Origin of the sequence: Thermococcus sp. JdF3 (assembly GCF_012027495.1) — an archaeon.
Classification (GTDB): domain Archaea; phylum Methanobacteriota_B; class Thermococci; order Thermococcales; family Thermococcaceae; genus Thermococcus.
Genome location: NZ_SNUK01000003.1, coordinates 270,171 through 295,318, shown reverse-complemented (window position 1 = coordinate 295,318; position 25,148 = coordinate 270,171). Strand labels below are relative to the sequence as shown.

At 55.4% G+C, this 25,148-nt stretch carries 32 protein-coding genes; 19 read left to right on the top strand and 13 right to left on the bottom strand.

Annotated features, from left to right (window positions below):
* Window position 1 precedes the first annotated feature (1 nt).
* The 3 genes from E3E42_RS06610 to E3E42_RS06600 are packed head-to-tail and all read right to left on the bottom strand — an operon-like array spanning window position 2 to window position 1,697.
* The gene (locus E3E42_RS06610) at window positions 2-682 is read right to left on the bottom strand and encodes a carbon-nitrogen hydrolase family protein (protein WP_167903509.1); all 681 of its coding nucleotides are present in this window, start codon (window positions 680-682) and stop codon (window positions 2-4) included.
* Window positions 679-1,299 (bottom strand): methyltransferase domain-containing protein, encoded by a 621-nt coding sequence (locus tag E3E42_RS06605; RefSeq protein WP_167903507.1) that lies wholly within the window; start codon window positions 1,297-1,299, stop codon window positions 679-681. The genes E3E42_RS06610 and E3E42_RS06605 overlap by 4 nt, the downstream gene beginning before the upstream one ends.
* A complete protein-coding gene (locus E3E42_RS06600; protein ID WP_370519619.1) occupies window positions 1,296-1,697 on the bottom strand; it encodes a metallopeptidase TldD-related protein in 402 nt (133 codons plus the stop codon). Before E3E42_RS06600 ends, E3E42_RS06605 begins: the two co-directional genes overlap by 4 nt.
* Before the next feature lie 74 nt (window positions 1,698-1,771).
* On the opposite strand from E3E42_RS06600, the gene E3E42_RS06595 reads away from it, so the two are divergent.
* The 4 genes from E3E42_RS06595 (at window position 1,772) to E3E42_RS06580 (ending at window position 5,859) form a co-directional block, all read left to right on the top strand.
* The gene (locus E3E42_RS06595) at window positions 1,772-2,701 is read left to right on the top strand and encodes a hypothetical protein (RefSeq protein ID WP_167903505.1); all 930 of its coding nucleotides are present in this window, start codon (window positions 1,772-1,774) and stop codon (window positions 2,699-2,701) included.
* 186 nt (window positions 2,702-2,887) lie between these two features.
* Window positions 2,888-3,544 (top strand): hypothetical protein, encoded by a 657-nt coding sequence (locus E3E42_RS06590; RefSeq protein ID WP_167903503.1) that lies wholly within the window; start codon window positions 2,888-2,890, stop codon window positions 3,542-3,544.
* 9 nt (window positions 3,545-3,553) lie between these two features.
* On the top strand, window positions 3,554-3,943 hold the full coding sequence (locus E3E42_RS06585) for a hypothetical protein (RefSeq protein ID WP_240913650.1): 390 nt from the start codon (window positions 3,554-3,556) through the stop codon (window positions 3,941-3,943).
* Window positions 3,944-3,969: 26 nt separating this feature from the next.
* The gene (locus tag E3E42_RS06580) at window positions 3,970-5,859 is read left to right on the top strand and encodes a hypothetical protein (protein ID WP_167903501.1); all 1,890 of its coding nucleotides are present in this window, start codon (window positions 3,970-3,972) and stop codon (window positions 5,857-5,859) included.
* Window positions 5,860-5,872: 13 nt separating this feature from the next.
* Here the strand turns inward: E3E42_RS06580 and E3E42_RS06575 are convergent, their stop codons facing one another.
* Genes E3E42_RS06575 through E3E42_RS06565 form a run of 3 tightly spaced genes read right to left on the bottom strand, consistent with a single transcriptional unit; the run spans window position 5,873 to window position 7,024 of the window.
* Window positions 5,873-6,082, bottom strand: coding sequence for a hypothetical protein (locus tag E3E42_RS06575; protein ID WP_167903213.1), 210 nt, complete (start codon window positions 6,080-6,082; stop codon window positions 5,873-5,875).
* A 2-nt stretch (window positions 6,083-6,084) separates the two neighbouring features.
* A complete protein-coding gene (locus E3E42_RS06570; protein WP_167903499.1) occupies window positions 6,085-6,573 on the bottom strand; it encodes a hypothetical protein in 489 nt (162 codons plus the stop codon).
* Window positions 6,574-6,583: 10 nt separating this feature from the next.
* Window positions 6,584-7,024 (bottom strand): winged helix-turn-helix domain-containing protein, encoded by a 441-nt coding sequence (locus tag E3E42_RS06565; RefSeq protein WP_167903497.1) that lies wholly within the window; start codon window positions 7,022-7,024, stop codon window positions 6,584-6,586.
* A gap of 238 nt (window positions 7,025-7,262) precedes the next feature.
* Between E3E42_RS06565 and E3E42_RS06560 the strand changes: the two genes are divergently transcribed.
* Genes E3E42_RS06560 through E3E42_RS06550 form a run of 3 tightly spaced genes read left to right on the top strand, consistent with a single transcriptional unit; the run spans window position 7,263 to window position 9,744 of the window.
* Window positions 7,263-8,075, top strand: a complete 813-nt coding sequence (locus E3E42_RS06560) for a GNAT family N-acetyltransferase (RefSeq protein WP_167903495.1) — start codon at window positions 7,263-7,265, stop codon at window positions 8,073-8,075.
* Window positions 8,076-8,084: 9 nt separating this feature from the next.
* The gene (locus tag E3E42_RS06555; RefSeq protein WP_167903493.1) at window positions 8,085-9,110 is read left to right on the top strand and encodes an aminopeptidase; all 1,026 of its coding nucleotides are present in this window, start codon (window positions 8,085-8,087) and stop codon (window positions 9,108-9,110) included.
* Window positions 9,111-9,123: 13 nt separating this feature from the next.
* Window positions 9,124-9,744 (top strand): GNAT family N-acetyltransferase, encoded by a 621-nt coding sequence (locus E3E42_RS06550; RefSeq protein ID WP_167903491.1) that lies wholly within the window; start codon window positions 9,124-9,126, stop codon window positions 9,742-9,744.
* Here the strand turns inward: E3E42_RS06550 and E3E42_RS06545 are convergent.
* The gene (locus E3E42_RS06545; protein ID WP_167903489.1) at window positions 9,737-10,459 is read right to left on the bottom strand and encodes a GNAT family N-acetyltransferase; all 723 of its coding nucleotides are present in this window, start codon (window positions 10,457-10,459) and stop codon (window positions 9,737-9,739) included. The two genes, E3E42_RS06550 and E3E42_RS06545, sit on opposite strands and share 8 nt — an antisense overlap.
* A 58-nt stretch (window positions 10,460-10,517) precedes the next feature.
* Between E3E42_RS06545 and E3E42_RS12005 the strand changes: the two genes are divergently transcribed.
* Together E3E42_RS12005 and E3E42_RS12000 are read left to right on the top strand one after the other, a co-directional pair.
* Window positions 10,518-10,928, top strand: a complete 411-nt coding sequence (locus E3E42_RS12005; RefSeq protein ID WP_240913649.1) for a hypothetical protein — start codon at window positions 10,518-10,520, stop codon at window positions 10,926-10,928.
* Window positions 10,907-11,158 (top strand): GNAT family N-acetyltransferase, encoded by a 252-nt coding sequence (locus E3E42_RS12000; RefSeq protein ID WP_240913648.1) that lies wholly within the window; start codon window positions 10,907-10,909, stop codon window positions 11,156-11,158. The genes E3E42_RS12005 and E3E42_RS12000 overlap by 22 nt, the downstream gene beginning before the upstream one ends.
* Here E3E42_RS12000 and E3E42_RS06535 read toward each other — a convergent pair.
* The gene (locus E3E42_RS06535) at window positions 11,131-11,832 is read right to left on the bottom strand and encodes a hypothetical protein (RefSeq protein WP_167903487.1); all 702 of its coding nucleotides are present in this window, start codon (window positions 11,830-11,832) and stop codon (window positions 11,131-11,133) included. The genes E3E42_RS12000 and E3E42_RS06535 overlap by 28 nt on opposite strands.
* 67 nt (window positions 11,833-11,899) lie before the next feature.
* Between E3E42_RS06535 and E3E42_RS06530 the strand changes: the two genes are divergently transcribed.
* Both E3E42_RS06530 and E3E42_RS06525 read left to right on the top strand, forming a co-directional pair.
* A complete protein-coding gene (locus E3E42_RS06530) occupies window positions 11,900-13,081 on the top strand; it encodes an MFS transporter (protein WP_167903485.1) in 1,182 nt (393 codons plus the stop codon).
* A gap of 7 nt (window positions 13,082-13,088) precedes the next feature.
* Window positions 13,089-13,367, top strand: a complete 279-nt coding sequence (locus E3E42_RS06525; RefSeq protein WP_240913658.1) for a hypothetical protein — start codon at window positions 13,089-13,091, stop codon at window positions 13,365-13,367.
* 131 nt (window positions 13,368-13,498) lie between these two features.
* Here the strand turns inward: E3E42_RS06525 and E3E42_RS06520 are convergent, their stop codons facing one another.
* Entirely contained in the window at window positions 13,499-14,065 is a 567-nt protein-coding gene (locus E3E42_RS06520) for a nicotinamide-nucleotide adenylyltransferase (protein ID WP_167903483.1), read from the bottom strand.
* Entirely contained in the window at window positions 14,066-14,845 is a 780-nt protein-coding gene (locus tag E3E42_RS06515; RefSeq protein ID WP_167903672.1) for an S-adenosyl-l-methionine hydroxide adenosyltransferase family protein, read from the bottom strand.
* Window positions 14,846-14,896: 51 nt separating this feature from the next.
* Between E3E42_RS06515 and E3E42_RS06510 the strand changes: the two genes are divergently transcribed.
* The 3 genes from E3E42_RS06510 to pgsA are packed head-to-tail and all read left to right on the top strand — an operon-like array spanning window position 14,897 to window position 17,613.
* Complete coding sequence (locus E3E42_RS06510) at window positions 14,897-16,504, top strand: transglutaminase-like domain-containing protein (RefSeq protein ID WP_167903481.1); 1,608 nt, start codon at window positions 14,897-14,899, stop codon at window positions 16,502-16,504.
* Window positions 16,501-17,037, top strand: a complete 537-nt coding sequence (locus tag E3E42_RS06505; RefSeq protein WP_167903479.1) for a tRNA (cytidine(56)-2'-O)-methyltransferase — start codon at window positions 16,501-16,503, stop codon at window positions 17,035-17,037. The genes E3E42_RS06510 and E3E42_RS06505 overlap by 4 nt, the downstream gene beginning before the upstream one ends.
* 9 nt (window positions 17,038-17,046) lie before the next feature.
* Complete coding sequence (pgsA, locus tag E3E42_RS06500) at window positions 17,047-17,613, top strand: archaetidylinositol phosphate synthase (RefSeq protein ID WP_167903477.1); 567 nt, start codon at window positions 17,047-17,049, stop codon at window positions 17,611-17,613.
* 73 nt (window positions 17,614-17,686) lie between these two features.
* Here pgsA and E3E42_RS06495 read toward each other — a convergent pair whose 3' ends face one another.
* Window positions 17,687-18,397 (bottom strand): TIGR02253 family HAD-type hydrolase, encoded by a 711-nt coding sequence (locus E3E42_RS06495; protein ID WP_167903671.1) that lies wholly within the window; start codon window positions 18,395-18,397, stop codon window positions 17,687-17,689.
* Window positions 18,398-18,685: 288 nt separating this feature from the next.
* On the opposite strand from E3E42_RS06495, the gene pfdA reads away from it, so the two are divergent.
* Together pfdA and E3E42_RS06485 are read left to right on the top strand one after the other, a co-directional pair.
* Window positions 18,686-19,129: a prefoldin subunit alpha gene (gene pfdA, locus E3E42_RS06490; RefSeq protein ID WP_167903475.1), complete on the top strand. Its 444-nt coding sequence runs from the start codon at window positions 18,686-18,688 to the stop codon at window positions 19,127-19,129.
* 88 nt (window positions 19,130-19,217) lie between these two features.
* Window positions 19,218-20,897, top strand: a complete 1,680-nt coding sequence (locus E3E42_RS06485; protein ID WP_167903473.1) for a DUF2341 domain-containing protein — start codon at window positions 19,218-19,220, stop codon at window positions 20,895-20,897.
* Here the strand turns inward: E3E42_RS06485 and E3E42_RS06480 are convergent.
* Entirely contained in the window at window positions 20,872-21,804 is a 933-nt protein-coding gene (locus tag E3E42_RS06480; protein WP_167903471.1) for an SDR family oxidoreductase, read from the bottom strand. The genes E3E42_RS06485 and E3E42_RS06480 overlap by 26 nt on opposite strands.
* Window positions 21,805-21,839: 35 nt before the next feature.
* Complete coding sequence (locus E3E42_RS06475) at window positions 21,840-22,142, bottom strand: hypothetical protein (RefSeq protein WP_167903469.1); 303 nt, start codon at window positions 22,140-22,142, stop codon at window positions 21,840-21,842.
* A 112-nt stretch (window positions 22,143-22,254) separates the two neighbouring features.
* Between E3E42_RS06475 and E3E42_RS06470 the strand changes: the two genes are divergently transcribed.
* The 3 genes from E3E42_RS06470 (at window position 22,255) to E3E42_RS06460 (ending at window position 25,118) form a co-directional block, all read left to right on the top strand.
* Window positions 22,255-22,956 carry an ATPase domain-containing protein gene (locus tag E3E42_RS06470; RefSeq protein ID WP_167903467.1) on the top strand — a complete coding sequence of 234 codons (702 nt, stop codon included), beginning with the start codon at window positions 22,255-22,257 and terminating at the stop codon, window positions 22,954-22,956.
* A 111-nt stretch (window positions 22,957-23,067) separates the two neighbouring features.
* A complete protein-coding gene (locus tag E3E42_RS06465; protein WP_167903465.1) occupies window positions 23,068-24,117 on the top strand; it encodes a glycosyltransferase family 2 protein in 1,050 nt (349 codons plus the stop codon).
* A 92-nt stretch (window positions 24,118-24,209) separates the two neighbouring features.
* The gene (locus E3E42_RS06460) at window positions 24,210-25,118 is read left to right on the top strand and encodes an inorganic phosphate transporter (RefSeq protein ID WP_167903670.1); all 909 of its coding nucleotides are present in this window, start codon (window positions 24,210-24,212) and stop codon (window positions 25,116-25,118) included.
* Window positions 25,119-25,148 lie beyond the last annotated feature (30 nt).

The window sequence follows — 25,148 nt, the reverse complement described above, 5'->3', positions numbered from 1 at the left end:
CCTATTTTTCTTCCCATACCAGCAGTTCATCCCTCTTGCTCTCTGCAAGCAGGGTTCCGTCCCTGTCAAAGAACCACGCGCCGCCGAAGCTGTCCCAGTGGCCAAAGCTGTTTACGATGAACGTTCTGACTCCAAGGAGGGCAACTCGCCTGCCCATGTCATCCACTTCCTCCGCGAGGTTGAAGTCGCCCCACGGTGAGCGATCCATTGGCATGAAGACGTAATCTGGCCTTTTCCGTCTAATCCACTTCGCTATCCTCTTGTTGTAGAGATCGCCGCAGATGATTATCGCGACTTTGCCGAACTCCGTTTGAGCTGTTTTCACGGTGTTGCCGGTGCAGAACTTCATTGGCTCCTGGAACTTGCGATGCTTGAGGAGCACCTCGCCGTTTCGACCGATCAGCAGGGCGGAGTTGTAGACGCAGTTCTTGTAGGGCTCAAGGAGGCCGAAGACAACGTAAACGCCGTTCTCTCTGGCCAGTTCACTCACCCGCCCGACTATCTCATCGTACAGCTTTGCCCCTCTGAAGTCCCACTCCTCAAAGCCGGTGAGGCAGTACTCGGGAAAGACCACGAAGTCGGGCTCGTGTTTCAAAGCCTCATTGAAGCGCTTTTTGAACTCGTCCCAGTTGGCTTTGAAGTTTCCAACCTCAACGCGCATCGGTATCAGGGCGACCTTCATTTTTTGGCCTCCCAGGGTTTTTCAAGGACGAGCAGGAAGGCATCGCACTCCCTACCGTGACTTGTTGCCCGTCCGAGGACGAGCTCCTCACTCACAAGGAGCCCATAAAGCCCGGTGAGCTCCTTTACCTTTTCTCTCAACCCATTAAGGTCGAAGTCGCCGATGAGGACTCTACCTCCGGGCGAGAGAACTTCAGCGGCCCGTTTTATGAACGACTCCGGTTCAAGGTCGTGGAGGATGTAGGAGAAGACCACAGTGTCAAAGTCCCGCCCAACGTCGTCGCTGAGGAAGTCCGCCCGGATGAAGACCAGCCGTCCGTTCTCAAGCTCCCGAAGGAAGGGAAAGAAGTCGGCCCTCTTTTCGACTCCGATGACGGTTCCCTTCTCGGAGAGCGCGAGGGCGAGCAGTCCGGAACCGGAGCCGACCTCAAGAATTCTCCCCCGGGCCCTCCTTAGGATCTCCTCCATGGTTCTGAGCCTCAGTCTGACCTCTTCCCTGTGGGCAGGAAACAAAGCCAGCGCCGAACCGGTGAGCCACTTGAGTTCCTCCTCCGTGCCACCGGCCTTCCTGAAAGCTTCGAGGACTTTGAAGTGGAAGTTATCCAGGGTTTCTCTCACATAACCACCTCCGTCCTCAGGGAGGGTAGGGACAGCGAGAGCCCTTCGTCGAGCCAGATTCTCGCGAGCTCGCTTCCAACTCCTGTGGTGTTTTTGAGCAGTTCCCAGACGTTCCCTTTGAGCTCAAAGCGGGAGAAACCAATGGTTTCGCCGTGCTCGATTATGAGGGCAGGAGTAGCGACCACCGAGAAGTCCCCCGTCGTCGGATCTAGTGCGTTCGCACCCCTGACGTCAAGGACCAAAAATCCCTTATCGACTTCACCTATAAGCTCATCGAGGCCCTTCCTTCCGGGGACGAGCGCCAGGTAAACCGGCCCGAGAATGATGGTGGGGGCAAAGAATACCGCTATCGCCAACAAGACGACAGCGGCGTAGAGGCCTTCCCTCACTGGCTTCACCTGAATTCACCATCATAGATAAGCTTTAAAAACTTTTTTGAGTGGTAACAACGATGGCCGTTGGAGGGTGAGCCATGAGAACCTACTCCTTCGGCGTTGAGACGGTTCCGGCAGCTCTAGCGGACGACCTGATAGTTGGAAGCGTCCACGACGGGAGGAACTACAGGGTAATACTGGCGAGGGTTGTAGGGGAGGAAATCATTGAAACCCGCTTTCTGGCTGGAGAAAACGACTGGGAGGGCCACAGCGCAGCGGAACTGGACAGCGGCTACATCATCGGCGGGGCCGTCGAAGGCGTCGCAACACCGGACGGCGGCGAGGGCTGGAAGGCCTACGTCGCGAGGCTCGACGAAAGCTTAAACGTCCTCTGGGAGCGGAAGATTGATGTGAGGGAGAACGGGGCCGTCTATTCGGTTCTCCCGGCGGAGGAAGGTCTCTTCATCGCCGGCGAGACGGGAAGGCCCGGCGGCAAGGGCTTCTTCCTCGGGAAGCTTTCACTCGAAGGTGAACTCCTCTGGCTGAGGGACTTTGGGCACTGGGAAGACGTGATATTCACGGCCCTCCTTCCATCTGAGAACGGCTTCAAGCTCATCGGGAGCGTGAAAACCGGGCGCTGGGAGGTTAGGGCCTTTGACTTTGACTCCAGCGGGGAGCTTCTCGGAGAGGAAGCCCTCGCGGAGGGAATAGCGCTGACTGCCGGTTTGTGGTGTGAAAAGCTCGTCCTCGCGGGCTACTGCGGCGAGAACTTCTGGGTTCGGGTAGGGAAGTGGGACATCACACTCGGGGAGGGAACCGCCACTTCGATGTTCGCCACCAAAGACCGCCTTCTCGTCGGCGGGGAGCTCGAAGGAAACGCCGTCATCGTTGAACTCTCCGGAGGGGGAGAAGTGGTGGGCAGGAGAAAGCCCTGGGAGAACGGCTCGGTAGAGGTTTTGGGGGAAGGCGTTGCCCTTGGAGTGAGGGAGGGGGAGAGGATTGAGATGGTCATTGCCAGTTTTCCTTAATAATCACGATATCAGAACAACCAGCCCCTGAATTCTACCGAGTTAACGAAGCGGTTGGAGAGGATCAGAAAGGCCAGTGAGACCGTTAGGAAGACTCCCCGTATCCATCTCTCCATTCCCCACCACTGAAAACAACTTCATAGGAAAAATTTAAAACCATTTTGCATTGTTATCTCTGGTGGGAAAATGAGGAAGCTCGTCCTCTTCGCCCTCGCCTGGTTCGTCTTCGTTATCTGGGGCCTTGAGATTGGAGTAGCGTGGGTTTTTAAATCGATAACCGGTTCCTGGATTTCTCAGAGCTCGTCCATATACGTCTCAAAGGTGTGGACGATAAACTGCCTGAGAATCCTGGCCTTATGTGTCCTTCTCAGGTGGCTCAACCTCAGCTTTCTCGATCTAACCACCGGAAAGTTTGGGTGGAGGGAGCTGAAGTACTCGACGGTTATCATCGTTGCTATCCTTGCGATTGAGGTAGTGTATCTCAAAGACTATTACCCCCAGATTCTCCGGGAGTTTCACTACCACCTCGGGATTTCCCAGAGCACATGGCTTGCCCTCGCCTCGCTGGCGTCGGAGTACGTTTATTATCTCCTCGAAATCCTCTCCGTTAACCTCCTCTACGCTGGCTCGCTGAAGCTGGGCAACGAAAGGTTTGCCGTTCTCCTGCCCACCGTTCTATGGGGTTCCGCTCACGCCCTCAACATCGTAGTTACTTCTTCCATCGAAGCGCTCCTTCTCGGGGTTTATATGACGATTTTCGCGCTCCTGATGTACATCTCGGCCAAAAAGACCAAAAGCCTCAAAGTCCCGATTTTCATATGGCTGACCAGCATGGTTTTGTGAGGTGATTCTATGCGCCCGGTAATCCTCAGAGGAAAAAAGGTCTCGCTCGCAGTACTCCTCCGTGAGGACTTAAAGAAAAGCTGGGATTGGTTTAACGACAGGAGCACGGTCAGATACCTCCTCAACTCGGCCCACTTCACCCTCCCCGAGCAAGAAGAGGAGTTCTACGGGGATTTGAAAAAGAACTGGGACAAAGCCCCGATGTTTGGGGTTGTGGAGAACGAGGAAGAAAAGCCAGTCGGTGTGGCGGGCTTCAACTGGATTAACTGGCAGGCTGAGGGAGCACGTATGGAGCGACGGGAGATACATCGACGAGCTGATTTACGAGAGGCTCAGAAGGAACCCGGACGGATGCCAATCCTTGGACAACTTGCAAGGGAAAAAATACTTATAATTTGAAATCCAAAAATCTCCGGGGATCCCCCATGAGGCGCGTCGAAATTATTGTTTCATTCATCCTCATAATTCTGATCACAACGTCCAGCGGATGCATCAACGGTCCGCCTGGAGAAGAAACCGGAAGCCCTGAAACGGAAACGGCCTTCAAAAGTGGAGAACATGGACCCCCCATGAACATTTCCCCTCCGGAGGCTGTAAAAGCCACGTTTCCGGGGGGAACATTCGAACCGAAAACAATGGACTGGTTCGCATACCCGCCGGAGTACGCGATCCTTGACGTCGTCTCCAATTTATCGAAACGGTACAACGTCACCGAGGGGAGGGTGAGCATACCCCAACCTCAGAGGAGCCTCTCAAGCTTTACCGGAACGGCGAACGGCACCGAGTTCGGCCTCTTTGTTTATCCCAATTCAACCGCCGCAGGGGAGGCCCAGGAACATGTTGTAAAACTCCTGCAGGAGAACGGATTTCAGCAGGGAGACGGGGAGGTCTTCTGGGAGAAGAGAAACGAGACCTACATGGTGTTCCCATTCTACGAACGTTACTTTTACGTCCTGACCGTGGCGAGAGTCACCGGGGGGAGCACAGAAGAAAGGAGGGAAAAACTCTCGGGGTTCCTGGAGAGTGCCATCGCTTACGGACCCAGCCCCGGCAAGGTTCTCGGCCCCTTCCTGCAGGTCAAAGTGATCGCGGAGAAATGGAGTGAGGAGAGGGGTCTGAAGTTTTCGGGCTACCTGGACGCCCTCGAGGGGAAGGTTAAGGGAACCAACGTCAGCGCGGTTTTTCTCGTCTACCGGCCCCGTGAGGGGAGGGAGGTTTACCTCCAGCTCAAGGAGGCGTTTCTCAGGAACGGCTGGGTTGAGGGTGAGTACATCAACACAAACACCCGGGATCCGGCGGGACATCTCGTGGCGAGCGACTACGTCGAGGCCAACGACACGGGGGCCTACATAGAGCTGGCGAGGATCGCCGGCCTGGAGCGCGTTGCCCTCCTGCTCGGGAAGTCCAGAGAGGTCAAAGCCATCGTAAACGACCTGTGGTCCGAAGGAGACCCGACGGAGGGGCTATCCTTCGAGCGGGGGACAGAGGTGCCAGGGGGCGTTTTCAGGCCGGTCAGCGAAAGGGGCGTGAGACCTGAAACGGTGATATCGAGGGTCCTCGATGGCCTCAGGAAGGAGTTCAACATCACGGCGGACTTTGTGGATATCCCCGATGTCCCGGCGGCAGCCTGGTACAGCGGAAGAACTGCCGACGTCGAGTTCATGTTCCTCGTCTATCCGAACGCCACCGCTTACCTCAAAGCCCTCGACGAGCTGACCGAAAAGCTCCTGGCTGAAGGCTGGGAGAGAACCGACGACGGAAGGGAACCCTACGCGAGGACCTTCGCCCGGGATTCAGACACCCTAACGGCCTTCGTCCAGTACCGCTACAACCACTACCTCGCGATCGTCGTCAAGAAGCCCAGGTACTCGACCAGCGACTTCTTCTGGCACGTGGTCGGCACGGGCGAAGCAAGTCCAGGTGCGCTGCTCTCCTTCGGCAAACTGAGGAACGACGTGAGGCCCTGGAACTGGACGGAAAAGGCCGGACTGAGGTTCGAGGGGTACATATACAAGCTGGAGGGGAACGCCTCAGGTGACACGAAAGCGGTGGTGCTGTTCTATCCTGCCCGGCTCGGCATGGAAGTCTACTTCCAGCTCAAGAAAGCGTTCCTCGAAACGGGGTGGGTGGAGAGGGACTACGTCGAGCTTCCCTCCCACGATGAGAGGAGACACTTGGTGGCCAATGACCTCTTCGAGAAAAGCGGGAAAGCGGTTTACATCGAGATCTCCACCTACGGGGACATGGACGTCCTGATACTGCTCTACGGGGACAAGCCGGGTGTCAAAACCTCCGCCGGGGCAATGTGGGAGTGAGTGGGGGAGGCGGCTATTTCCTGGAAAACCTGAAAAGTGTCTCCCTGAGCGGTGCCGAGGGGTCAAAGTGCTCTACCAGCTCATCGACGACGTCGGTTGGGAGACCTCCATCCAGAAGCGCCCGTTTAAAGCCGCGCTTCGCCCGATTTGCCACTCCAACTATGCCCGCCATCCTGAACGCTATCACAGGCAGTCGAAGAAAAAAGTGAAGGAGGCCCTTCAAGCTCACTCCTCCCCGTTCTCAGGCTTTTTGGGTTGGAATCCCTGCATCATCGTCCAGTGGCCGTGGCCGCCTTTGCCCACCAATTCACCCAGCATCTCCATGAGCTTCTTACCGGGGTTTATCGCGTCCATATACTCCTTCGTCAGCTCAAGGGCCGCATCCCTGTCCATTCCGGCCTCGGCCAGGTTCTTGTAGAACTCGGCCACGCTCTTCCCCATCGCCTCAACCCTCTCCGGGCTGTAGAGCTCGTTGAGGAGCTCCTTGAGGGGCTGGAGAATGTCCTCCATCATGTCGCCAACCTTATCCATGAGGGCCGGTATCTTGTCGAGGTCCCTGTCGCCCTCGTAGGCCTCGATGAGGTCCTCCACGACCTCTGCCTTCTTCTTGAGAACCTCTACCTCCTCCACACTCTGGGCGTTCCTTATCCCCTCGACCAGCTCGTCGAGGAGCTCCTCCAGTTTCTTCGGGGTTCCTACCTTTTCATCCACCATATCAACCACCTCAATAATCATTAGTGTGGTCAAGCCTAATTGGCATTCCGATCATTTCGAGCCACTTTTTGACCACTTCGCGGGAAAGGGCGTAGACCTTCCCCCTCTCGCCGGGAGCCTCGACAACGATGCCCATCTCCCTCAGCTCGGCCAGCTTCGCCCTAACGGTGTTCCGCGAGGCCTTTCCGCGCCTCCCCTTCAGCTCCCGCGCTATCTGACTCACGTTGGCCCTCTTCAGGTCGAAGAGAATCCGGACTATTTCACGCGCTATCGGGTCGCTCCTGACCTCCGGAACGACTAGGTCTATGCTGAGCCCACCGTACTGGGCGTATATGTTGATGAGCCTCAGATAGGCCTGCGCCATCTGGGAAACGACGGCGAAGCTCTCCCTGAGCTCCTCAAGTGCCTTCCTGAGCTCCTGGACTTCCCTGGCAAGGTCTTCATCGGGCATGATTGTCCATAGAGTGGTCAATCATTTAGCCTTTCCGGTCAGAGGTGAGCAGTTTAATCTCCACGGCCAAATGCACTGTCCAATCCAGAGACAAGCTTATCGAGTGATGGGAACCGGTTAGGCCGAAAACACCCGGCCCGCTCATCGTTCAGAAGGAAGCAACACACCTCATTAACACCACCACTCGTAATAACGAAAGAACCTTAAAAGGTTTCCCTCAAGCAGTACCGGTGATATCATGGAACCCTTCATCCGCGAGGCAAGGCCTGAAGATAGACCCTTCATCGAGGAGATTTCAAGGCTCACGTGGGGCGGAGAAGACTACCTGGCAAGAGTTTTTGACGAGTGGCTTAGCGATGGCGGTTTTTACGTGTTGGAGGTTGATGGAAAGGTAATCGGCACGGCGAAGCTGACGCTTCTCCCGGGAAAGGTCGGCTGGCTGGAGGGACTGAGGGTTCACCCGGATTATAGAGGTAGGGGCTACGGGAGGAAGCTCCACGGCTTTATGCTTGAACTGGGCGAGAGGCTCGCAAGGGAGGGTAAGGTCGAGGCCCTGGAGTTCGCCACCTACTTCATCAACCGCGAGAGCATTTCGATGGCCGAGAGAACGGGCTTCCACGTGAGGGCTAGGTTCTTCGTCTTCGGGGCCAAAACTGAAAGCTTCGAGCCGGAGGAGCCGGAGCGGGTAGAGCCGACCCTTGAGGATCTGACGCTCGGCACCGTTCCCGTCGGCTGGAAGTTCGTCCACAGGAGTGAGGAAGCTTTAGAGTGGATTAGGGTAAACGCCGAGCTCTACGACATCAACGGCTTCCGCTTTTTGGTCCCGAAGGAGGGAGCGACCTTCACGCCTCTGGACGTCGGTCTCGCGACGCTCAAGGCCACCCTTCCAGCGATGGCCTGGGTCGCACGGGAGAGGGGATGGGAAGAGTTCGACCTAATGCTCCCGAGCGGTGTTAAGCCCCTCCTGCCGGGACTGAAGAGGCTCGGCCTCTTCCTCTGGGACGAGACCGAGGAGCCTAACGTGCTGGTATTCAGGAAAAAGCTGGTTTAGGTGTTTGAGATGGAGAACAGTCTCAGGAGCGCCGCCGGGTGCATAATCAAGGACTCGGCGCTTGTTAGGACAGGTGAATCGGTGCTGATAATCCACGGGGCACACAACAGGAACTTCGCCAGCCTGCTGGCTGAGGAGGCCATCCGCGTTGGCGCGCTCCCATTCCTCTGGAGTTTCAACGACTCCCTGGTAAGCGACTTTCCAGAAAAGCCTTCAGAAAGCGTTGCCGGCATCCTCGGGAAAGCTGACGTCGTGATATGGCTCTCCCAGTACACGGCCGTCGATGATCTATCCGAGAACGTTCAGGAGAAGGTCTTCTCCTTCTGGGACTCTATATATGGCCTCCTGCAGGAGGAGAAGGTGCCGACGCTCCTCGTGAACCTTCCCCCGCCGGCGTGGCTTGAGGAGGAAGGGATAAAGCCCAGTGAATACCTCCTAGAGTTCATCTCCGCAGTAGACGTGGACTACGTTCGGATGCGCGAGCTCGGGCTTATTGTGGCAGAGAGACTCAATGGGGCGAAGGAGGTTCTTATAACAGACGAAAACGGCACACATCTGAGGTTCAGCGTTGAGGGGAGAAAGCCAGGCCTTGAAGACGGGACGCTCCGCGACTGTCGGTTGAAGCGTAAGGAGTGCGAGGTCGAGATTCCAGCGGGGGAGGTTTACATAGCCCCCATAGAGAGCTCCGCCTCAGGGCGGCTCGTCCTTCCCCACGAGGGTCTGGAGCTGGAGTTTCATAGAGGTAAGGTCATCTCCATAGGGGGCGAAAAGGCCGATGAGCTCAGGGGGAGGATTGAAACGCCTGGAGGGAATGTTATAGCGGAGTTTGGAATAGGGCTGAACCCCGGGGTAAAGCCCCTCGGCCTCAGGATGTTCGATGAGAAGGCCCTTGGGACGGTTCACGTGGCGGTCGGCCACAACCTGCACCTCGGGGGAGCGAACGAGTCGGAAATCCACATCGACTTCGTTGTCATGAACCCTACTGTGCTCGTGGACGGGGAGCCCCTGATGGAAGAGGGGACGCTTAGACTGTAGGAGGGACAGGAAGATGGAGATAGTTCGCCTCGATGAGGAACACCTTCCGGATTTCCAGGAGCTCTACATCGAATTCTTCAAGGAGCTCAGGGGGAAGCAGGGCTGGAGGCCGGACGAGGAGGAAAGTTATAGGAAGGAAGCGGAGAGCTATTTCAGGCGTGGCGACGTTATCTTTCTCGCCTACGAAAGAGAACCAGCGGGCTTCATACGGCTCTCCTCGCGCGAGGGCTGCTTCTGGATTGAAGAGCTCTTCGTCAGGCCGGAGTTTCGGGGCAGGAGCATCGGGAGGGTACTCGTTGAGAGGGCTGAGGAGGAGGTGAAGGAGCACGACGACGCCCTCTACCTCTACGTTCTCCCCCAGGACAAGGACGCGGTAGCCTTCTGGAAGAGGCTTGGCTACGGCACGATAAACACCATCGAGCTCGTGAAGGACCTCAAGCCCTCGGGGCGCACGGCCTTTCACGCCGTCGAGCTTCTTGGCGAGAGGTTCAGAATCTTCCGCTGGAAGGGCGAGAAGTTCACGGAGGAAGAGAGGCGTTTCATGGAGCTGTTAGATGAGTTCTACAGAAAGGGAGGGACTAAAGAAGAATTCTTAAGGATGATGAACCGGGCATTAAAAGAGTGGCTTAAGTGAAAACCTTCTCCATCCATTCAACCTTACCGATTTCCCTAAAGCCTTCTCCCTCTAAAATCTTCCAATCGTTCATCCAGACCTGAAGGAATAATCTTTTTCCGATTTTTCCAGCAAGACACTCAATGACTTCCACAATCTCTTTGTTGAGTCTCCTTCCGTAGACAACGGCATTTACATAGCTTCCTTCATCAACAAGAAGTATTGTAAAGTCCGCAAATCTGAATCGGGAAGCTTTTTTGTGGAGGTTCCAAAGGAAAAGACCTGAAGTGTAAACGGCTGAAATATTTGGAAACTTTGGTGGGCCATCATGATATGTCTCTACTTCTACGTCGCATCCTTTAACATCTTTTATGCCCTTCACTTGCCAGTCTTTAAATTTAAATCCGTTTTTCCAATAAAACTGCATTGCATTCCCGTCTTCTGGGATGACGCTTAGTCCTTTCAGCCCTTGCTTCTTTGCCCATTCCTCGGCAAACATCAAAAGCTTTGAGCCTATTCCCTTACCCCTGCACCCCTCCCGCACCCAGAGAACATGAATGTGTGCTTTCCCATTGAATGGTAACAGTTCAATCTCTCCCTTATCTTCGTAAAGAAATACATCCCCACCAGAGTTCCTAATGGCTCTTAAGTAAATCTTGAAATCGCCCCATGGAGGCTCTCCAGCATGTATTTCTTCTAAAATACTCCCATCCTCAATTCTTGCCCTTCTTATCATCAAAAAAGCTTAAATTCAACGTCTTAAAAATATTGACGATGAGAGCTGAAATCAAAAAATGGATAAACAAACTGTCAAAAAGGCCGGAAGAGAGTTTAATATTTCTTCCAAAGAGCTTTGCACCTATCTAACTGCAGAGACTCATGAGGACGATAAAATACACCCCTTAGGACATCTGAGATATGCCGGATGTTTCCTTATGGGCTCAGAGAAAGGATTCTGCAGCCAATCAGGAGGATTGAAAATGAGGATAGAAACATCCAGAGACAACGTGAAAAGTTGCCTTGAAATTGCCAAGGAACTGCCAGAGTGGTTCAACGAGGCCGGTCTGAGGGCTATGGGGCGGGATTTGAGAGAGGAGAAGACCTTCGTTGCCGTTGAAGGGGAGGAGGTTCTCGGCTTTGTAACGGTCAAACCGCTCAACGAAAAGCCCTTGAAATCCTCTGGATGGCCGTTAGGCGGGAGCTGAGGGGTAAGGGGATAGGTACGAAACTGCTCGAGTTCGTTGAGGGGTGGGCGAGGGGGAGGGGCTTCGATCTTCTCGTCGTCAAGAGCTCGGGCGATTTGACCTACAAACCCTACGACGCGACGAGGCGCTTCTACGAGAGGAATGAATTTGTGAGAATAGCGCTGATAGACCCGTATCCGGGGTGGGGCGAGCCGGCGCTGGTTTACGTGAAATGCCTGAAGAGGAAGTAGGCGGAGATTAGAAACCGCGCGGTTATGTAGCCTGCAAAAGCCGCAGCGCCGAGGGGATGGAGGAGACACCACCAGAGGGGGAGCTCGGAGAGCAGGTAGGTAAAGACGAGGGCGAAGGGCTTCCCCTTGGCCGAGTAGGAGTACGCAAAGGCAGCCCCAAAGAAAACTATGTCCTCCGGTCTCCAGAATCCCCCAATCAGGGGCTGGTTGTAGTTGAGGGCAAAGACCGCCGTGGCACCAAGTATCCCGGCGATTCTCCCGCGTTCACTGAAGAGTTCGTAGGGAACCGCATCGTAGAAGAATGCCGTCAAAATACCGTTCAGAGTCCAGAAGAGGAGGGCATAAGGGACGAGGGAGGGTCTCCATTCCCCGGCAAAGCCCGGCTTCGCCATGTCCATGAACCTGTCCGCGCCAAAGTAAAGCATGGCAGCGAACGAGAAGGCGTAGAGGGGGAGCATGAGGGCAATGGCATGGGAGACGCTGTCTTCCTCGGCACCCCACCTCATGGGGGCACCATAGAAAAGCCTGGACACAAGATACGCCAGGGCGAGGGCCAAAAGACCTCCAAAGAGCCTCCCAACCGGCGTTGAGAAAAACTCCACCCTCGCCGAGAACGCCGAGAGGGCGTAGAGTGAGAGCGTTATCGAAAGGAGGTAGCCGATTCCTCTGAGCATGGAACCACTTCTCAATGTTCGGCGTTAAACCTTAAAAGCCCTCCGGAAAATATGAACGGGGTTTCACATGCGCTGGAGTGAGATTCCGAAGGATGCCAAAGCGTACATGCTCTACCACACGCTCATCGCTCCCGGCCTGATAGTCTGGATACTCTTCCCGCTCTACCTCCTGGAGACGGGCTACTCCGTCCTTGAAGTCGGGGCGTTCTTTACCGCTGTGAACATCATCTCGATTCCCCTTACCTATCTCTTCGGGAGGCTCTTCAACCGCTGGGACATCAAGAAGGGGCTGATTGTAATAGACATCCTAGACGGCATCGCCTACGTCCTCTACGGTCTCGCCAGAGGTGCCGTAGCCCCGCTTGTGCTCTTCGCAGGGAGGACGATAGAGAAGCTCTCAACCGTGCTCTACCCCCTCTACCGTGCCTACGAGCAGATAATCTATCCCGCGGATAAGTACGAGGAGATATTCGCCTGGCATCTCCGTTTGCCGGAGGTGGCGAGGCTGATAACCTTTCCCATCCTCGGCTACGTCTTCGGCTACCTCTACCCCGGCGCGGAGAGCTACCGCTGGGCCTTCATCTTCTTCGGTCTGTTCTCGGCCGTTACGGTGGCATACATCTGGCTCTTCCTGCCTTCGGTCGGCAAAGAGGAGCGCATCAGCGCGGAGGGCTTCACCTTCAAGGTCGGGGAGTTTAAGGTCCTTCTCGCCTTCGAGGCCTTACTAACTCTCGCCTGGGCGCTCGCCCCCGAGATAGTGCTCATCAACTACGTCGTTTTCGTGCTCCATAAGACGGTCTTCGAGGTGACGCTCATAGCCTGCGCGAGCAGTCTCGCTTCGATAATCGGCACCTACGCCAGCGAGAGGGTTCCAAAGGGGAGGGGCTTTCAGGTGATTGGGGTAGGGATGTTCATCAACGCCGTCTATGCCCTCGTCATGGCGCTCTCACCGCCCTTCTGGCTGGCGCTGATTGTCTACGCGGTGGGAGACTTCGGGAACACCCTCTGGTTTCCCTTCTACCGCTCCTGGCAGTTCTCGCTGATTCCGAAGGAGCGAGCCAGCGAGTTCCACGCGGCAATATCGAGCTACAACAGGCTGATCGGCCTCGTCACGCCGTTCATCGCGGGTGCTTTAGCGAGCGTCCACGCAACTCTCCCGTACGCGGCGAGCTTAGCGATGTTCCTGCTGGCGGGGGCGATGTTCTGGTGGCTGGCGGGAAAAGGTATTTATTCCGGTGGGTCAAGTTAGTGGTGTGATGGCGATGAGCGAGGTCGTGATTTCGAAGAGGGACGTGCTGGCTCACGAGAGGCTGAGGGTAATCTCCGAGCTTGCTCCGATACGCGAGAAAATCAGGATGTTCGAGGAGAAATATGGGACGACGATTGAAGAGTTCGAGAAAAAACTCAAAAGCTCGAAGGAGTCTTTCGAGGCATGGGACGACTACATTGAATGGAAGGCCTACGTAAAGAAACTGGAAGAACTCAAAAGCAGGCTCAGGGAGATTGAGCATGCTCAGAGAGTTAGAGTTGCTTGATGGCAGTCCCGTTGTTAAGGATTACGAGTGAAGGACTAACCTGCCATAAGACCCAAGCTTCCGATCGGGAATCCCTTCATGGAAATGATTGAAATGGCCGCACGTGGCCCTAGTTCAAAGGAGGGGATCTTCTAAAACTCAGGAATCCTAATCGGCGCCTGGAGCTCCTTCTCGTTCTTTTCGAGGTTCGTGGCGAGCATCTTTATCCTTTCACAGCCCTTTATCTCCCTGATGAACTCGGCGACGCTCCTCGGCACGAGTTCCTCCCACGGCTCGCCCTCGACCATACGCTTCCGTATCTCGGTCGCCGAGAGGATGTCCTTCCTGAACATCGGCTGGACTATCACTTCATAGCCCTTCTCGCGGAAGAGCTGTGCAACGAGCGAGTTGCCCGTGAAAACCACATCGAAGTGAGGCACCATGCTCACCACGTAGGTCGCCCAGATGGCGTTGAAGTTGATGTCCGGGAGCGGAATCAGGTAGTAGCGCTTGTCCGCCAGGTGCGTCTCGTTCAGCGCCCTTATCAGCATCTCCATCCTCTCGCTCGTCGTGAAGGGGTTCTTGAGCGTGTGGCTCGCCTGCGCGCTTCCGATTCCGATTATCACCTCATCAACCTGCGAGAAAACGAACTCAAGGGCCTTTATGTGTCCGTTGTGAACCGGCTGAAACCGGCCGACGAAGAGTCCGCGCCTTACCATTCAATCACCTCCAATCAACTTCACTCTCACCTCATCCCCGACCTTGAGGCCAAGCCTTTCCGCCGCGCTCCCCTGATTGACGGCTATCTCGAGGTAGTCGTGGCTTCCGGGTAGGGCCAAAAGCTCTCCGGGCTTTACGTAGCCGTAGGCGTCGAGGTAGGGGATACTCAAGCCGAAATCCGGAAGTTCAACGGCCTTTGGCCTTCCGTAGTTTTCCAAATTAAGGATAACGTTGCCGAAGTCGTCGATGTAAATCACCTTCAGGAGCCATGCCCCGCCCTCCTTCCTCGGCTCGACGTCGAGCCTAATCAGCGAGTCGAGAGGAATCTCCTCCGCGAACTCTTCCGGAGAAACGCCCCTCTCGATTAACGCACCCGCTGGACCGAAAACGTCCCTCCCGTGGAAGGTCGAGCTTATCCTCCAGCCGGTGAAGCGCCTTATCCTCTCGAAATCTATGGCCCAGGCCCTTCTGGCGTTTACGTGGTTGAGCGGGAGCGTGGCTAAACCGTTGTCGGGAACGACCAGCCACTGGTCGCCTTCGATTATTACCGCCCTCCTCTCGGTCCCGACGCCTGGGTCAATGACGCCGACATGAACCGTTCCCTCCGGGGAATACTTGACCACCTGCTCCATGACGAAGGAGCCCTCGATGATGGAGTGTCGTGTAACAGCATGCGTCACATCGACGATCCTCGCGTCGGGGTTGACCCTCAGCATTGCCACCTTCATCTCGCCGACGTAAGGCCCCTTAAGCCCGAAGTCCGTCGTCAGCGTTATCATTTCCACCACCTAAAACTTATTAACGGTTGTGGGCTTTAAAGGGTTTGGAAGATGAAAATGAGAAAAGCCATCCTGGTTCCTCTCCTCATTCTCATAGTGGTGGTCTCGGGATGCCTCTTCAAGCCGCCGGCGGAGGTTAGGTTCTCGGTTGACAGAACGGTCGTCACGCCCGACGGAACGCTACACGTCATCGTCTTCGTGAACAACACGGGCAAGGTCGGATTGACGGGGGCAACCCTCGTCCTGGGCGACGACAGCTTCCAGATACTCCAGGAACCAAAGTTCCCGGACGTTCTGCCCGTGGGCCAGTCCGTTCAGCTGGTCTGGATACTCAAGGCCCCTGCCATACCCGGTTACTACAACCTCAAGCTCTCCCTTGAGCTGACCGATGAGCTTAAGCGAACCTGGACGGGCTTCTATGGTCAGTTCAGGGTGTTCGTTTCCAGGGGGGCGGCACCCTCGGACGAGATAGGGCTGGGGATAAGCGGACCCGAGACCCTCCATGGCGGTGAGACTTCCACGATAACGGTCACAATAAAGAACAAGCTGGAGGCTCCGATCGACCTGCTGGACATCCGGCTCGACCTCCTCGATGGAATGAAGGTGATGAGCGCAGACGCGCTTCCGGAGAGCATCAATGAGAACGGGAAGATAACCCTCAGGTACACCGTGAAGGCTCCGTACGCATACCGGAAGGGATACATCTCGGCGATGCTCCGGTACAAAATAGGCGGCTCCGAGAAGAGCGTCATCGAAAGCGTACCCCTGGAGGTGACCTGGACGCCCTGGAACGCGGACAGCGGGACGCTTAGGGACGCATATGAACTCAAATATCACTGGATAACCGATGGGTACCTCGTTGACGGCTACTGGTCCGAGCGCTACAACTCAACGCCCTCCTTCAACAGGGCAGAGCTCAGGAATCTCGCCCTCAGGATAATCGGGAACGCCAGTTCCGAGCCAGCCGCTGCGAGGGCCATTTATGACTGGATGATGCGCACCTACTCCTTCGGGGACACGACCTCCACCCTTGAGCCGGAGAAGATACTCCTTCAGGACAGGCTGAGCTACGCGGAGGGCCAGATACTCACGACTGCAATGCTGCGCTCCATAGACATCCCCGCGAGGATCGTAACGCTCTACAACGGGACGGACTGCACACGGAGGCCCGTGACGGAGTTCTACACCGCGGACGGCTGGTACATCGTGGACATCGAGCACGGCTTCATAGGCTCCCTCGAGGAGTACCTGGCCAGCCCGTACTTCCCCAGACTGTACCAGATAATAACCGAGAACGGCTACAGGATGGTGGCTCAGAGCCCGACGGAGCTCAGCGGTCATGAGCACGTTGACGTTACGGGGGACTTCATTGCGAACCTCGAGGACAGGCTCATAAGCGTTGTGAGCGGAAGGCTGAAGCCGGAGCTGCGCTCGAAGCTGATGATGCTGGTCAACAACCTCAACGAAAATGAGAGGCTTTACGCGCTCTTCATCCTCTCGTCTGCCCCCAGCGACGATGAGTTGAACCTGGTGGTGGAGAAATACAGTGTTGGCAAGATGGAGCAAAGCATAAAAGCCATGTACGAGTTTTACAGGGACATGGAGTGGAGCGACGATTTCACGCGCTACTGGAAACTATTCGCGGGTGATGTGGGATGATAACCGTCCTTCGCCTTGGACACAGACCCGAGAGGGATAAGAGGATAACGACCCACGTGGCCCTGACGGCGAGGGCCTTCGGGGCGGATAAAATAATCATCGCCGCCGAGGAAGACGAGCATGTGAGGGAGAGCGTCGAGGACGTTGTTCGGAGATGGGGAGGACCCTTTGAGATAACCTTTGACCCCAGCTGGAAGAAGATTCTGAGGGAATGGAAGAAACAGGGAGGCGTGATAGTCCACCTCACGATGTACGGGGTTCACATCGACGATGCCATGCCAGGAATCAGGAGCGAGCTGAAGGATGGCAGGGACGTGCTCGTCGTCGTCGGCGCCGAGAAGGTGCCCAGGGAGGTCTACGAGATGGCAGACTACAACGTCGGCGTGGGGAACCAGCCGCACAGCGAGGTCGCCGCTCTGGCAGTCTTCCTGGACAGGCTCCTGGAAGGAGAGGGGCTGAGGAAGGAGTTCCAGAACGCCAGGCTGAAGATAATCCCCCAGGAGAGGGGAAAGAGGATCATCGAGCTTGAGTGAGGGTTGCGGATGGTGCTCAATAACTACCGCGAAAACGTCAGGGGTTACCTTGAAGCCATCGTCCGGCCCCTCGCGAGGGCGGGTGTTACGCCGAACACGATAACCGTCCTCGGCCTGCTGATAAGCCTCGCCGGCGCGTACTTCTTCTATCGAGGAGAGCAGGTCATAGCGGCCCTTGTTCTGCTCTTCGGCTCGCTTATAGATGCCCTCGACGGAACGCTCGCAAGACTCACAGGGAAGACGAGCCGCTTTGGAGCCTTCCTCGACTCCACCTTCGACAGGATAAGCGACGGAGCGGTTCTCTTCGGAATAGCCCTCGGAAACCTCGTGGACTGGCGCGTTGCGTTCATAGCTTTCATGGGGAGCTACCTGGTGAGCTACGAGCGGTGCAGAGCCGAGCTGGCAGGCTCCGGAAGGCTGGCCGTTGGAATAGCCGAGAGGGCGGAGCGGCTACTGATAATAATCATCACCGCACTCTTCGGCTACGTTGAGTACGGCGTCTACGCAGTTGCGGTTCTGGCGTGGATAACCGTTCTCCAGAGGCTTTACGCGGCCTACCAGAGGCTCAGGGAGTGAAGAAGAGGGGGATGACGAGAATTTCGCTAGGCGAGCCGCAGGGGCAATGAAGAGCCCTGCCGTTGCGGACCCCTCATTTTTCCATCAGGCCCTTCACGATTTCAACGACCTCGCTCAGCTTTGAAACCATGAAGTCGCAGTTGCCCCACAGTTCTCTCTTTGTCCCATTCGGGTCGAGGAGGACGCTGGACATTCCAACGTTTTTCGCCCCAACGCAGTCTTTGGCGGGGTTGTCGCCGACGTAGAGGGCTTCGCCCGCTTCAACGTCGGCCCTTTCAAGCGCGAGCCTGAAGGGCCCCTCGTGGGGCTTGTAGAAGCCGGCATCCTCGCTGGTTGTTATGGAGTCGAATAGGTCGTAGATTCCGAGGGCCTTAAGGTGGGCCTCGATGTAGTCGTTGTCTGAGTCTGTTATGATTCCGACGTGGAGGCCGAGGTCTTTGAGCGCCTTAATTGTCTCCACGGCATCGGGGAAGAGCTCTCCGAAGCGCTCGTGCATGGCGATGCTTATCTCCCAGAAGTCGTCGGGAACCGAAAAGCCGTAGTGCTCGGCCACCTTCCGCATGGCCTCGGTATCAACGTCCCGGATTTTGACGTAGGGCTTGCCGGCGAGCTCCTTGAACATGGCGGAGCTTTCGGCCTCGTACTCCTCCCAGAGCCTCACGTAGTCGAGGTCTTCCCTCCCGGCCTTTCTGAGGACCTCCCTCATGATGTTCTGATGGGTAACGTTTTCGCCCTCCTTCGTTATGAGCGTGCCCACGAAATCGAAGAAGACCGCCCCGAGCATCACAACCACCGGAGGGGGTTTGGGGGCGGACGTTAAAACCCTTGCCCGACAGAACGACAAGTTCTGTTGTGAAACTTTCCAAAATTTGCTGTTTGGACAGGGAAATGTTTGAAAATTTTTGGCTCTCGGCAATTTTTGCGGGGAAGCGGGCTGGAGGGCATCACCACCCACGTTGGGTGTCTCCCATGTTGCACGTTATGGCCATCGAATGGTTCCTGCTCTTCAGGAAAAAGTGAATCTGACCTAAACCTTAAAAGCCTCCCCGCGTAGTCTCCCCGGTGGTGTGAAATGGCCGAGATGAACGAGCAGCTTGAAAGGCTCGCTTACGAGTACCAGCTCCTTCAGGCCCAGGCGCAGCTCCTGGCCCAGAACCTTGAACTGCTCACCCTGGGGAGGAACGAGTTCCAGGCGGTTAAGGAAACGCTGGAGGAACTCAAGAAGGTCGAAGAGGGGAAGCCGGAGATCCTGGTGCCGATTGGCGCGGGCTCCTTCCTGAAAGCCCACATAGACGACAAGGAGAACGCGATAGTCAGCGTCGGAGCCGGCTACGCCATCGAGAAGAACCTCGACGACGCGATAGCGTATCTGGACGCGCGCATCAGGGAGTACGACGAGGCGATAGCCAAGACCCAGGAGGCCCTCAGAAAGCTGGAGGGGCAGCTGGGAGAGCTCGCCCAGAAGGCGCAGGAGCTTCAGCAGAGGCAGGCCATGAGCTTCAGCGTAAGGAAGTGATTGAGATTCTTTCTTCCTCCTTTTCAGGATGGAAACCGAAACCCGGGGGATAATATTTTAAACTTTTCCGTCCATAGCTGTTTTTAAGATGCTGACAAGGATCAGAACGGCTTCAACTGCGCTGGTTTTAATCATAATTCTCGGAACGTTTGGATTAGCCGTGCCCGGGATTAACATCAGCGCTCAGGAGATTGGGGCTGGCTCAAACTACCTCGTGAGTCCTGTCCGTGAGGGAAGGTACGCCCTCTGGACCACTAACGGGAGGTACAATCCCTATAACCCGCTGGGTGATGTGGTACATGTGGAGTTGATTCTTGGGGGGGACCTGCCAGAGGGCTCTGAAGTTACGGTTGTGCTGTATAATTCCTCCGGCCAGCGTATTTCTGATGGTACGTTTGTTGTGCCGCAGGGGGGTCTTCCCGGGGGAACTGCATTTAACGTCAGCGTATCACAGGTGCCCTCCTCCTGGGTTGATGTGTCAAAAACCAGAGTGGTTGTGCTCTCAAGGGATTATGCCTACGATGCGGGTAAACCAATCTTTGTGGATCTTCAAAAGGTTGGATTGGGTACCTATGACGAAAAATATTCCCAGATCATGATTATAACTGGAAGCAATGTTCCGCTGAATTGGTATACGATTCCTGTTGGGCTCGGGATTTCAGATCCCAACTTCAACTGGGACACTGTCTATTTCACTAATGCCTCGGGAGATTGTTTGTATTACTGGATGGAGAGTCAGGAGGTTAGTTCGCAAGGCTCATCGGCGTGGTTCTGGCTGAATGTGACCAACATTCCTGCTAATTCCCGGACGGAGATATACATCAACTACGGCGGCTCCGGAAACCCGTGCGTTGATCACAACGATCCAGACAAAGTTTTCCTGCTTTACGATGACTTTAACGACATCTCCAATTGGAATTCCTGGGGTGGTGTTTCCCCTCCTTCAAACGGCGTTCTGTCACTCTATCCTGGGCAGTGGATCTGGACAAAGCGTCAATTCCCTGCACCATACCATGTCGAAGCTGTAGTCTCTCTGGGGCCGGATAATATGACAACTCCCTATGATGTTATTCCGTTTGTAGACATTCAGATTGCCCTGGGTTCTTTTTTCCTTCCATGGATACTGCCGTCTGGAGAAGGGCACGGTGAGGGAATTGGTAACGCTTACTGGTTCACTCGGATTCCTCTGAACGGGGAGGCTCGGTTCAACGTCAACTCCCAGCGGCTGGATAAAAACAGTGTGTCCTGGAACTACGGAATTTCCGGTTCACGGTACACTGTGGGGCGGTGGAGTTTTATTGATATGTTCTCCCTCGGGGATGCCATTGCCGTTTATCAGAACGGGAATTCAATGGCCTATTACAACGTTCCCCCTGGCCAGTATGGTTCGGTTGGATTTGGCCAGTATAGCGGGGGCCCCCTGTTGATTGATTACCTCTTCGTTAGGAAGTACGTTAATCCAGAGCCCACATGGGATCTGGGGAATTTCTACTATCACATTACCTTTAACCCCCAACCTCCCCAAGCAACACCTTCCATAACAGTCTCCAGCCCGAAATCTGTTAACATTGCCTCTCTCCCCACGATCCCCCCTGAATTGCCTTCCCAGCAGATTTCACAGAAAACCCTTTCCGTAACTCCCTATTTCAATGACAAATGGAATTTGGTGGGGCTCAATTTAACATCCGCCAGGATTGAAAGATACGAACAAAATTTGCTTGAAAAAAGAATTCGAGAGCTGGTCACTCCACCACGGGGTGGTTCTTAGAGTACCACTCCACCGTTTTCTTCAGCCCTTTCTCAAGGCTCCACTCCGGCTCGAAGCCAAGACTCCTAACCCCGCTTATATCCGCTAGACTGTGCCTTATGTCACCCGGTCTGGGCTTGTCGAAGAGTACGGAGCTGTTGGCGCCGGTTATCTCGATTACCTTCATCGCCAGCTCGAGGATGGTCGTCTGCTTTCCGGTTGCAACGTTGAACACCCGCCCGTTGCTCCTCCGGCTCTCGGCGGCGAGTATATTCGCCTTAACGACGTCCTTCACGTAAATGAAGTCCCTGGTCTGCTTGCCGTCTCCGAAGATAACGAGCGGCTCGTTCTTCAGGGCGCGATTGATGAAGATGCTTATAACGCCCGCGTACTGGTTGGCGCTCTGCCGCGGTCCGAAGACGTTGAAGTAGCGCAGCGCAACGACTGGCAGGCCGTACAGCTCGTGAAAAACCCGGAGATACTCCTCGGCGGTCGCCTTGGTCACACCGTACGGGGAAAGGGGTTTCGGCCTCTCAGTCTCCCTCAGGGGCAGGTTCGGGTTGTCCCCGTAGACCGCCGCGGAGGACGCGAAAATCAGCTTCCCGTGCCCCTCCAGGAGTGCCTTTAAAATGTTCAGGGTGCCCATAACGTTAACTTTCTCCGTGAAAACCGGGTCTCTGACGCTCTCGACGACGCTCACCTGGGCCGCCTCGTGGAAGATGTAGTCCGCGTGGCTTATCAGTTCCGCAACGGCGCTGTAATCCCGGATATCGGCCTTCACAAGCTTCGCACCCGGGGGCACGTTCTCTTCCTTCCCGGTGTAGAGGTTGTCTATTATAACCACCTCATTGTCCCTGACAAGTTCCCAGGCGATGTGGGAGCCAATGAAGCCCGCTCCTCCCGTGATGACGACAAGCTTGTTCTTCATGTATTCACCCCTAAAAAAAATAAAAGAGGCATCCTCTAAAATTTATCCGTCCGCGTTCCGTGCATTCTCATCTTTACCTCCCTCATGATGTCCTCTTTATTGGGGGATACATCCTTGGAAGATTTATATGCATCTTTGATGTCCCTCAGAACGTATGTCAGTTTTTCCAGAATGTCTTTGCTCTTATTCCAGGGGGTTGCATAGCGGAACTCGATCATCTCCGCCAGCTCGTCAATGGTGAAGCTGCACACGGTCTCTTGGGTCTTACAGTTAACTATTTTGAGGTTTCCTCCCTCCAGCACGAGCCGGAATTCCTTCTCCTCCTTCATGATGATCACGGATTATTTTAGGGCTTTAATGGTACTTTAAGGTTACGCAGGAAATTTCGGGACAGTCTCGAAAGATTCTTATATATCCTTTCCGCCACAACATAATTAGGGGAACGGGAACATGGATGAGCGGGTTTCCACGGGAATCCCTGGACTGGACTTCATGCTGAACGGGGGTCTTATTCCGGGTAGAACGTACCTTATTAAGGGGGCCCCCGGTACCGGCAAGACCACCCTTGCGATGCACTTTGCAATGGCGGGGGTGGATAACGGTGAAAACGTACTGTATGTTACGTTGGAAGAACCCGCTGAGAACCTTAAGATGGATATGATGAAGTTTGGCTTTAACCTCGCCGACCTTCATTTTACAATAATAGACGCCACTCCGACCGCGGAGAGGTACGTTCTCATGGAAAACTTCTTCGAGTCCTTTGCGGAGGGCATGGACAAGATGCTGGCTGCCATAAAGGAACAGTTCAAACAGAGATACTACCACAGGGTCGTCATTGATCCTATAACCATGCTCAAGGTGGCTACGAAAGATGATATCGAGTACAGAAGGTCGTTTCTTACTTTTGTCAAAGCGGTGGGGAGGTTAAAAACCACCGTAATCCTGACATCGGAACTTCAGAGGACGGATGTTGAGGAGTACATGGTCAACGGGGTTATTGAGCTCAAGATGTTTGAGATGCAGGGGAAGCTCGCCCGCGGCATCAGGATAACAAAGTTCCGCGGTAGTGCCTTTGATGGCACCATCCGGCCGTACAAGATAACTGACAGGGGAATTGTTGTGTACCACGACCACGTTCTCCCATTGCCCTGACATTTTCCCCTCAAGCCTCGTCCTTCAGGGCGGAGAGGATGTCAGATCAGAAGAATGTCAGCCATCACGTGGAGTGAGAAAAGTTAAAAGCCTTCGCTCGATTCCTCCGTCATGAATCCGCTCCTCCTCTGTCTTGCTGTCATCTTCCTCTGGGATGGATACTTCTTCGTTAATTACCTACTCCACCTTTTCACGGAGTATCGAACCGGACAATGGCTGCCTAAGGTCTCGATACTCATCCCGGCTTACAACGAGGGGGAGCACATTCTCAGGGCCCTCAGATCAGCGCTCGCTCAAGATTACCCGGACTTTGAGGTCATAGTGGTCGACGATGGGAGTGAGGATAACACCTTTGAGGTTGCCTCCTCGGTCAAGAGTCCCGTGCTGAAGGTATATCGAATGGAGCACGGTGGAAAAGCCAGGGCCCTGAACTTCGGCCTCTCGAAGGCTTCCGGCGAGGTCATAGTAACGACCGACGCCGACAGCTATCTCGAACCCGATGCCGTGGGGGAGCTGGTGAGGCGCTTCCACTCCGATGAAGTCCTCGGAGTCGGCGGCCAGGTTCGCGTCGCAGGGGGCTCTTTCCTTGAGATGGCGCAGGACGCGGAGCACCTCAGGATAGCGATGTTCCGCAGGGCGAAAGAGCTCGATGACCTGAGCCTCGCCCCGGGTCCGATAGCCGCCTTCCGCAGGGAGGCCCTTGAGAGGATCGGCGGCTTCGTCGAGGACGTCGTGGAGGACTACGCGACGACGAAGGCCGTTAAAGAGTTTGGAAAAGTCGTCTACGCCCCTCGCGCGAGGGTATGGACAAAAATGCCGAAGAGCCTTGCCGTCCTCTGGCGCCAGAGGAAGCGCTGGTTCCTTGGAGACCTGAAGAACCTTGGGGGAGGCTTCACGAAGGATTTGGCCTTTCTGCTCCTTTCAGACGTCGTGGCGTTTTTCGATGTGATCGTCCCGCCGCTTCTCCTTATCACAGGTCAGTTTGAACTCTTCGCCCTCTGGTGGTTCTTCGAGACCTTCACGATGCTCCTGCCTACCCTCTTCAAGGGTGGAAGGCTGATAAACGCGCTCCTGTTTCCCCTTATAATCTGGTTCTGGGCGGTATTTTACCTGACTCTCCACCTCTACGGCTATCTCTCGGTGCTCCTGCAGAGGGCATGATGCAATACGGGGCGAAACACTTTTAAATGCTCACTTCCGTGCTACATAGACTATATAGATTATGGGCCAACAAATAGAATATAGTGATGACGATGATAACGGCGCTCTTCATGGCGTGGGCGATAGGCGCAAACGACAGTGCAAAGGCCGTTGGAACCGCCGTTGGCTCGGGCGTGCTCGGCTTCAAAAGAGCCGTGCTCCTCATAGGGGTATTCACAACTCTGGGCGTTTTTCTTGGAGGTTCTGGCGTTTCCGGAACGGTTTCCGGGCTCGCCGAGGGCATGTCCGCGGGTGAGGTCGGTCTCGTCCTCTTCAGCGCGGCCTCTGCCGTAACCCTCGCGAGCCTCTGGGGAAGGCCTATCTCAACGACCCAGTCCATAATAGGCGGTCTCGTGGGGGCTTCCCTCGCCCTCGGGCTGCCGGTTGACTGGTGGACGGTCTGCAGGATAGCATCGGCGTGGGTCCTCTCACCAATCGTCGCCGCGCTCTTTGCGGTGGTGGTCTACAGGCTCTACAAGCCCCTGCTGAGAAGGATAAAGTGTCTGAGGAACCTTGAACTGACCCAGAAGTGGCTCGTCTTCACGGCGGCGGCCTTTTCAGCCTTCAACCTCGGCGCCAACGAGCTTTCGAACGTGGCCGGACTGATGGAAGGCCTCGGCGTGGACGGTCCGTTTAAGCTTATTCTGGCACTCATCCTTACCCTGGGGGCGCTGACCTTCAGCTACGACGTGATGATGACGGTCGGGAGGGACATCTCCCCTCTTGGGCCAACTTCTGCCTTTTCAAGTCAGTTCGGAGCATCTCTGGCCGTCAGCGCGGCCAACCTAATAGGCCTGCCGGTCAGCTCCGGTCAGGCCATAGTTGGAGCCATAAGTGGTCTGGGCCTCTACAAGGGCGAGCATGTGAACCTTAAACTCCTCACGGGAATCGTGAAGGGCTGGGTGGTGGCCCCGGTTTTCGCGGGTGCGATATCCTACGTTCTCATCACGTTTCTGGCTTAGACTTTTAAACCGACCGCCGAAGGGCTTAGC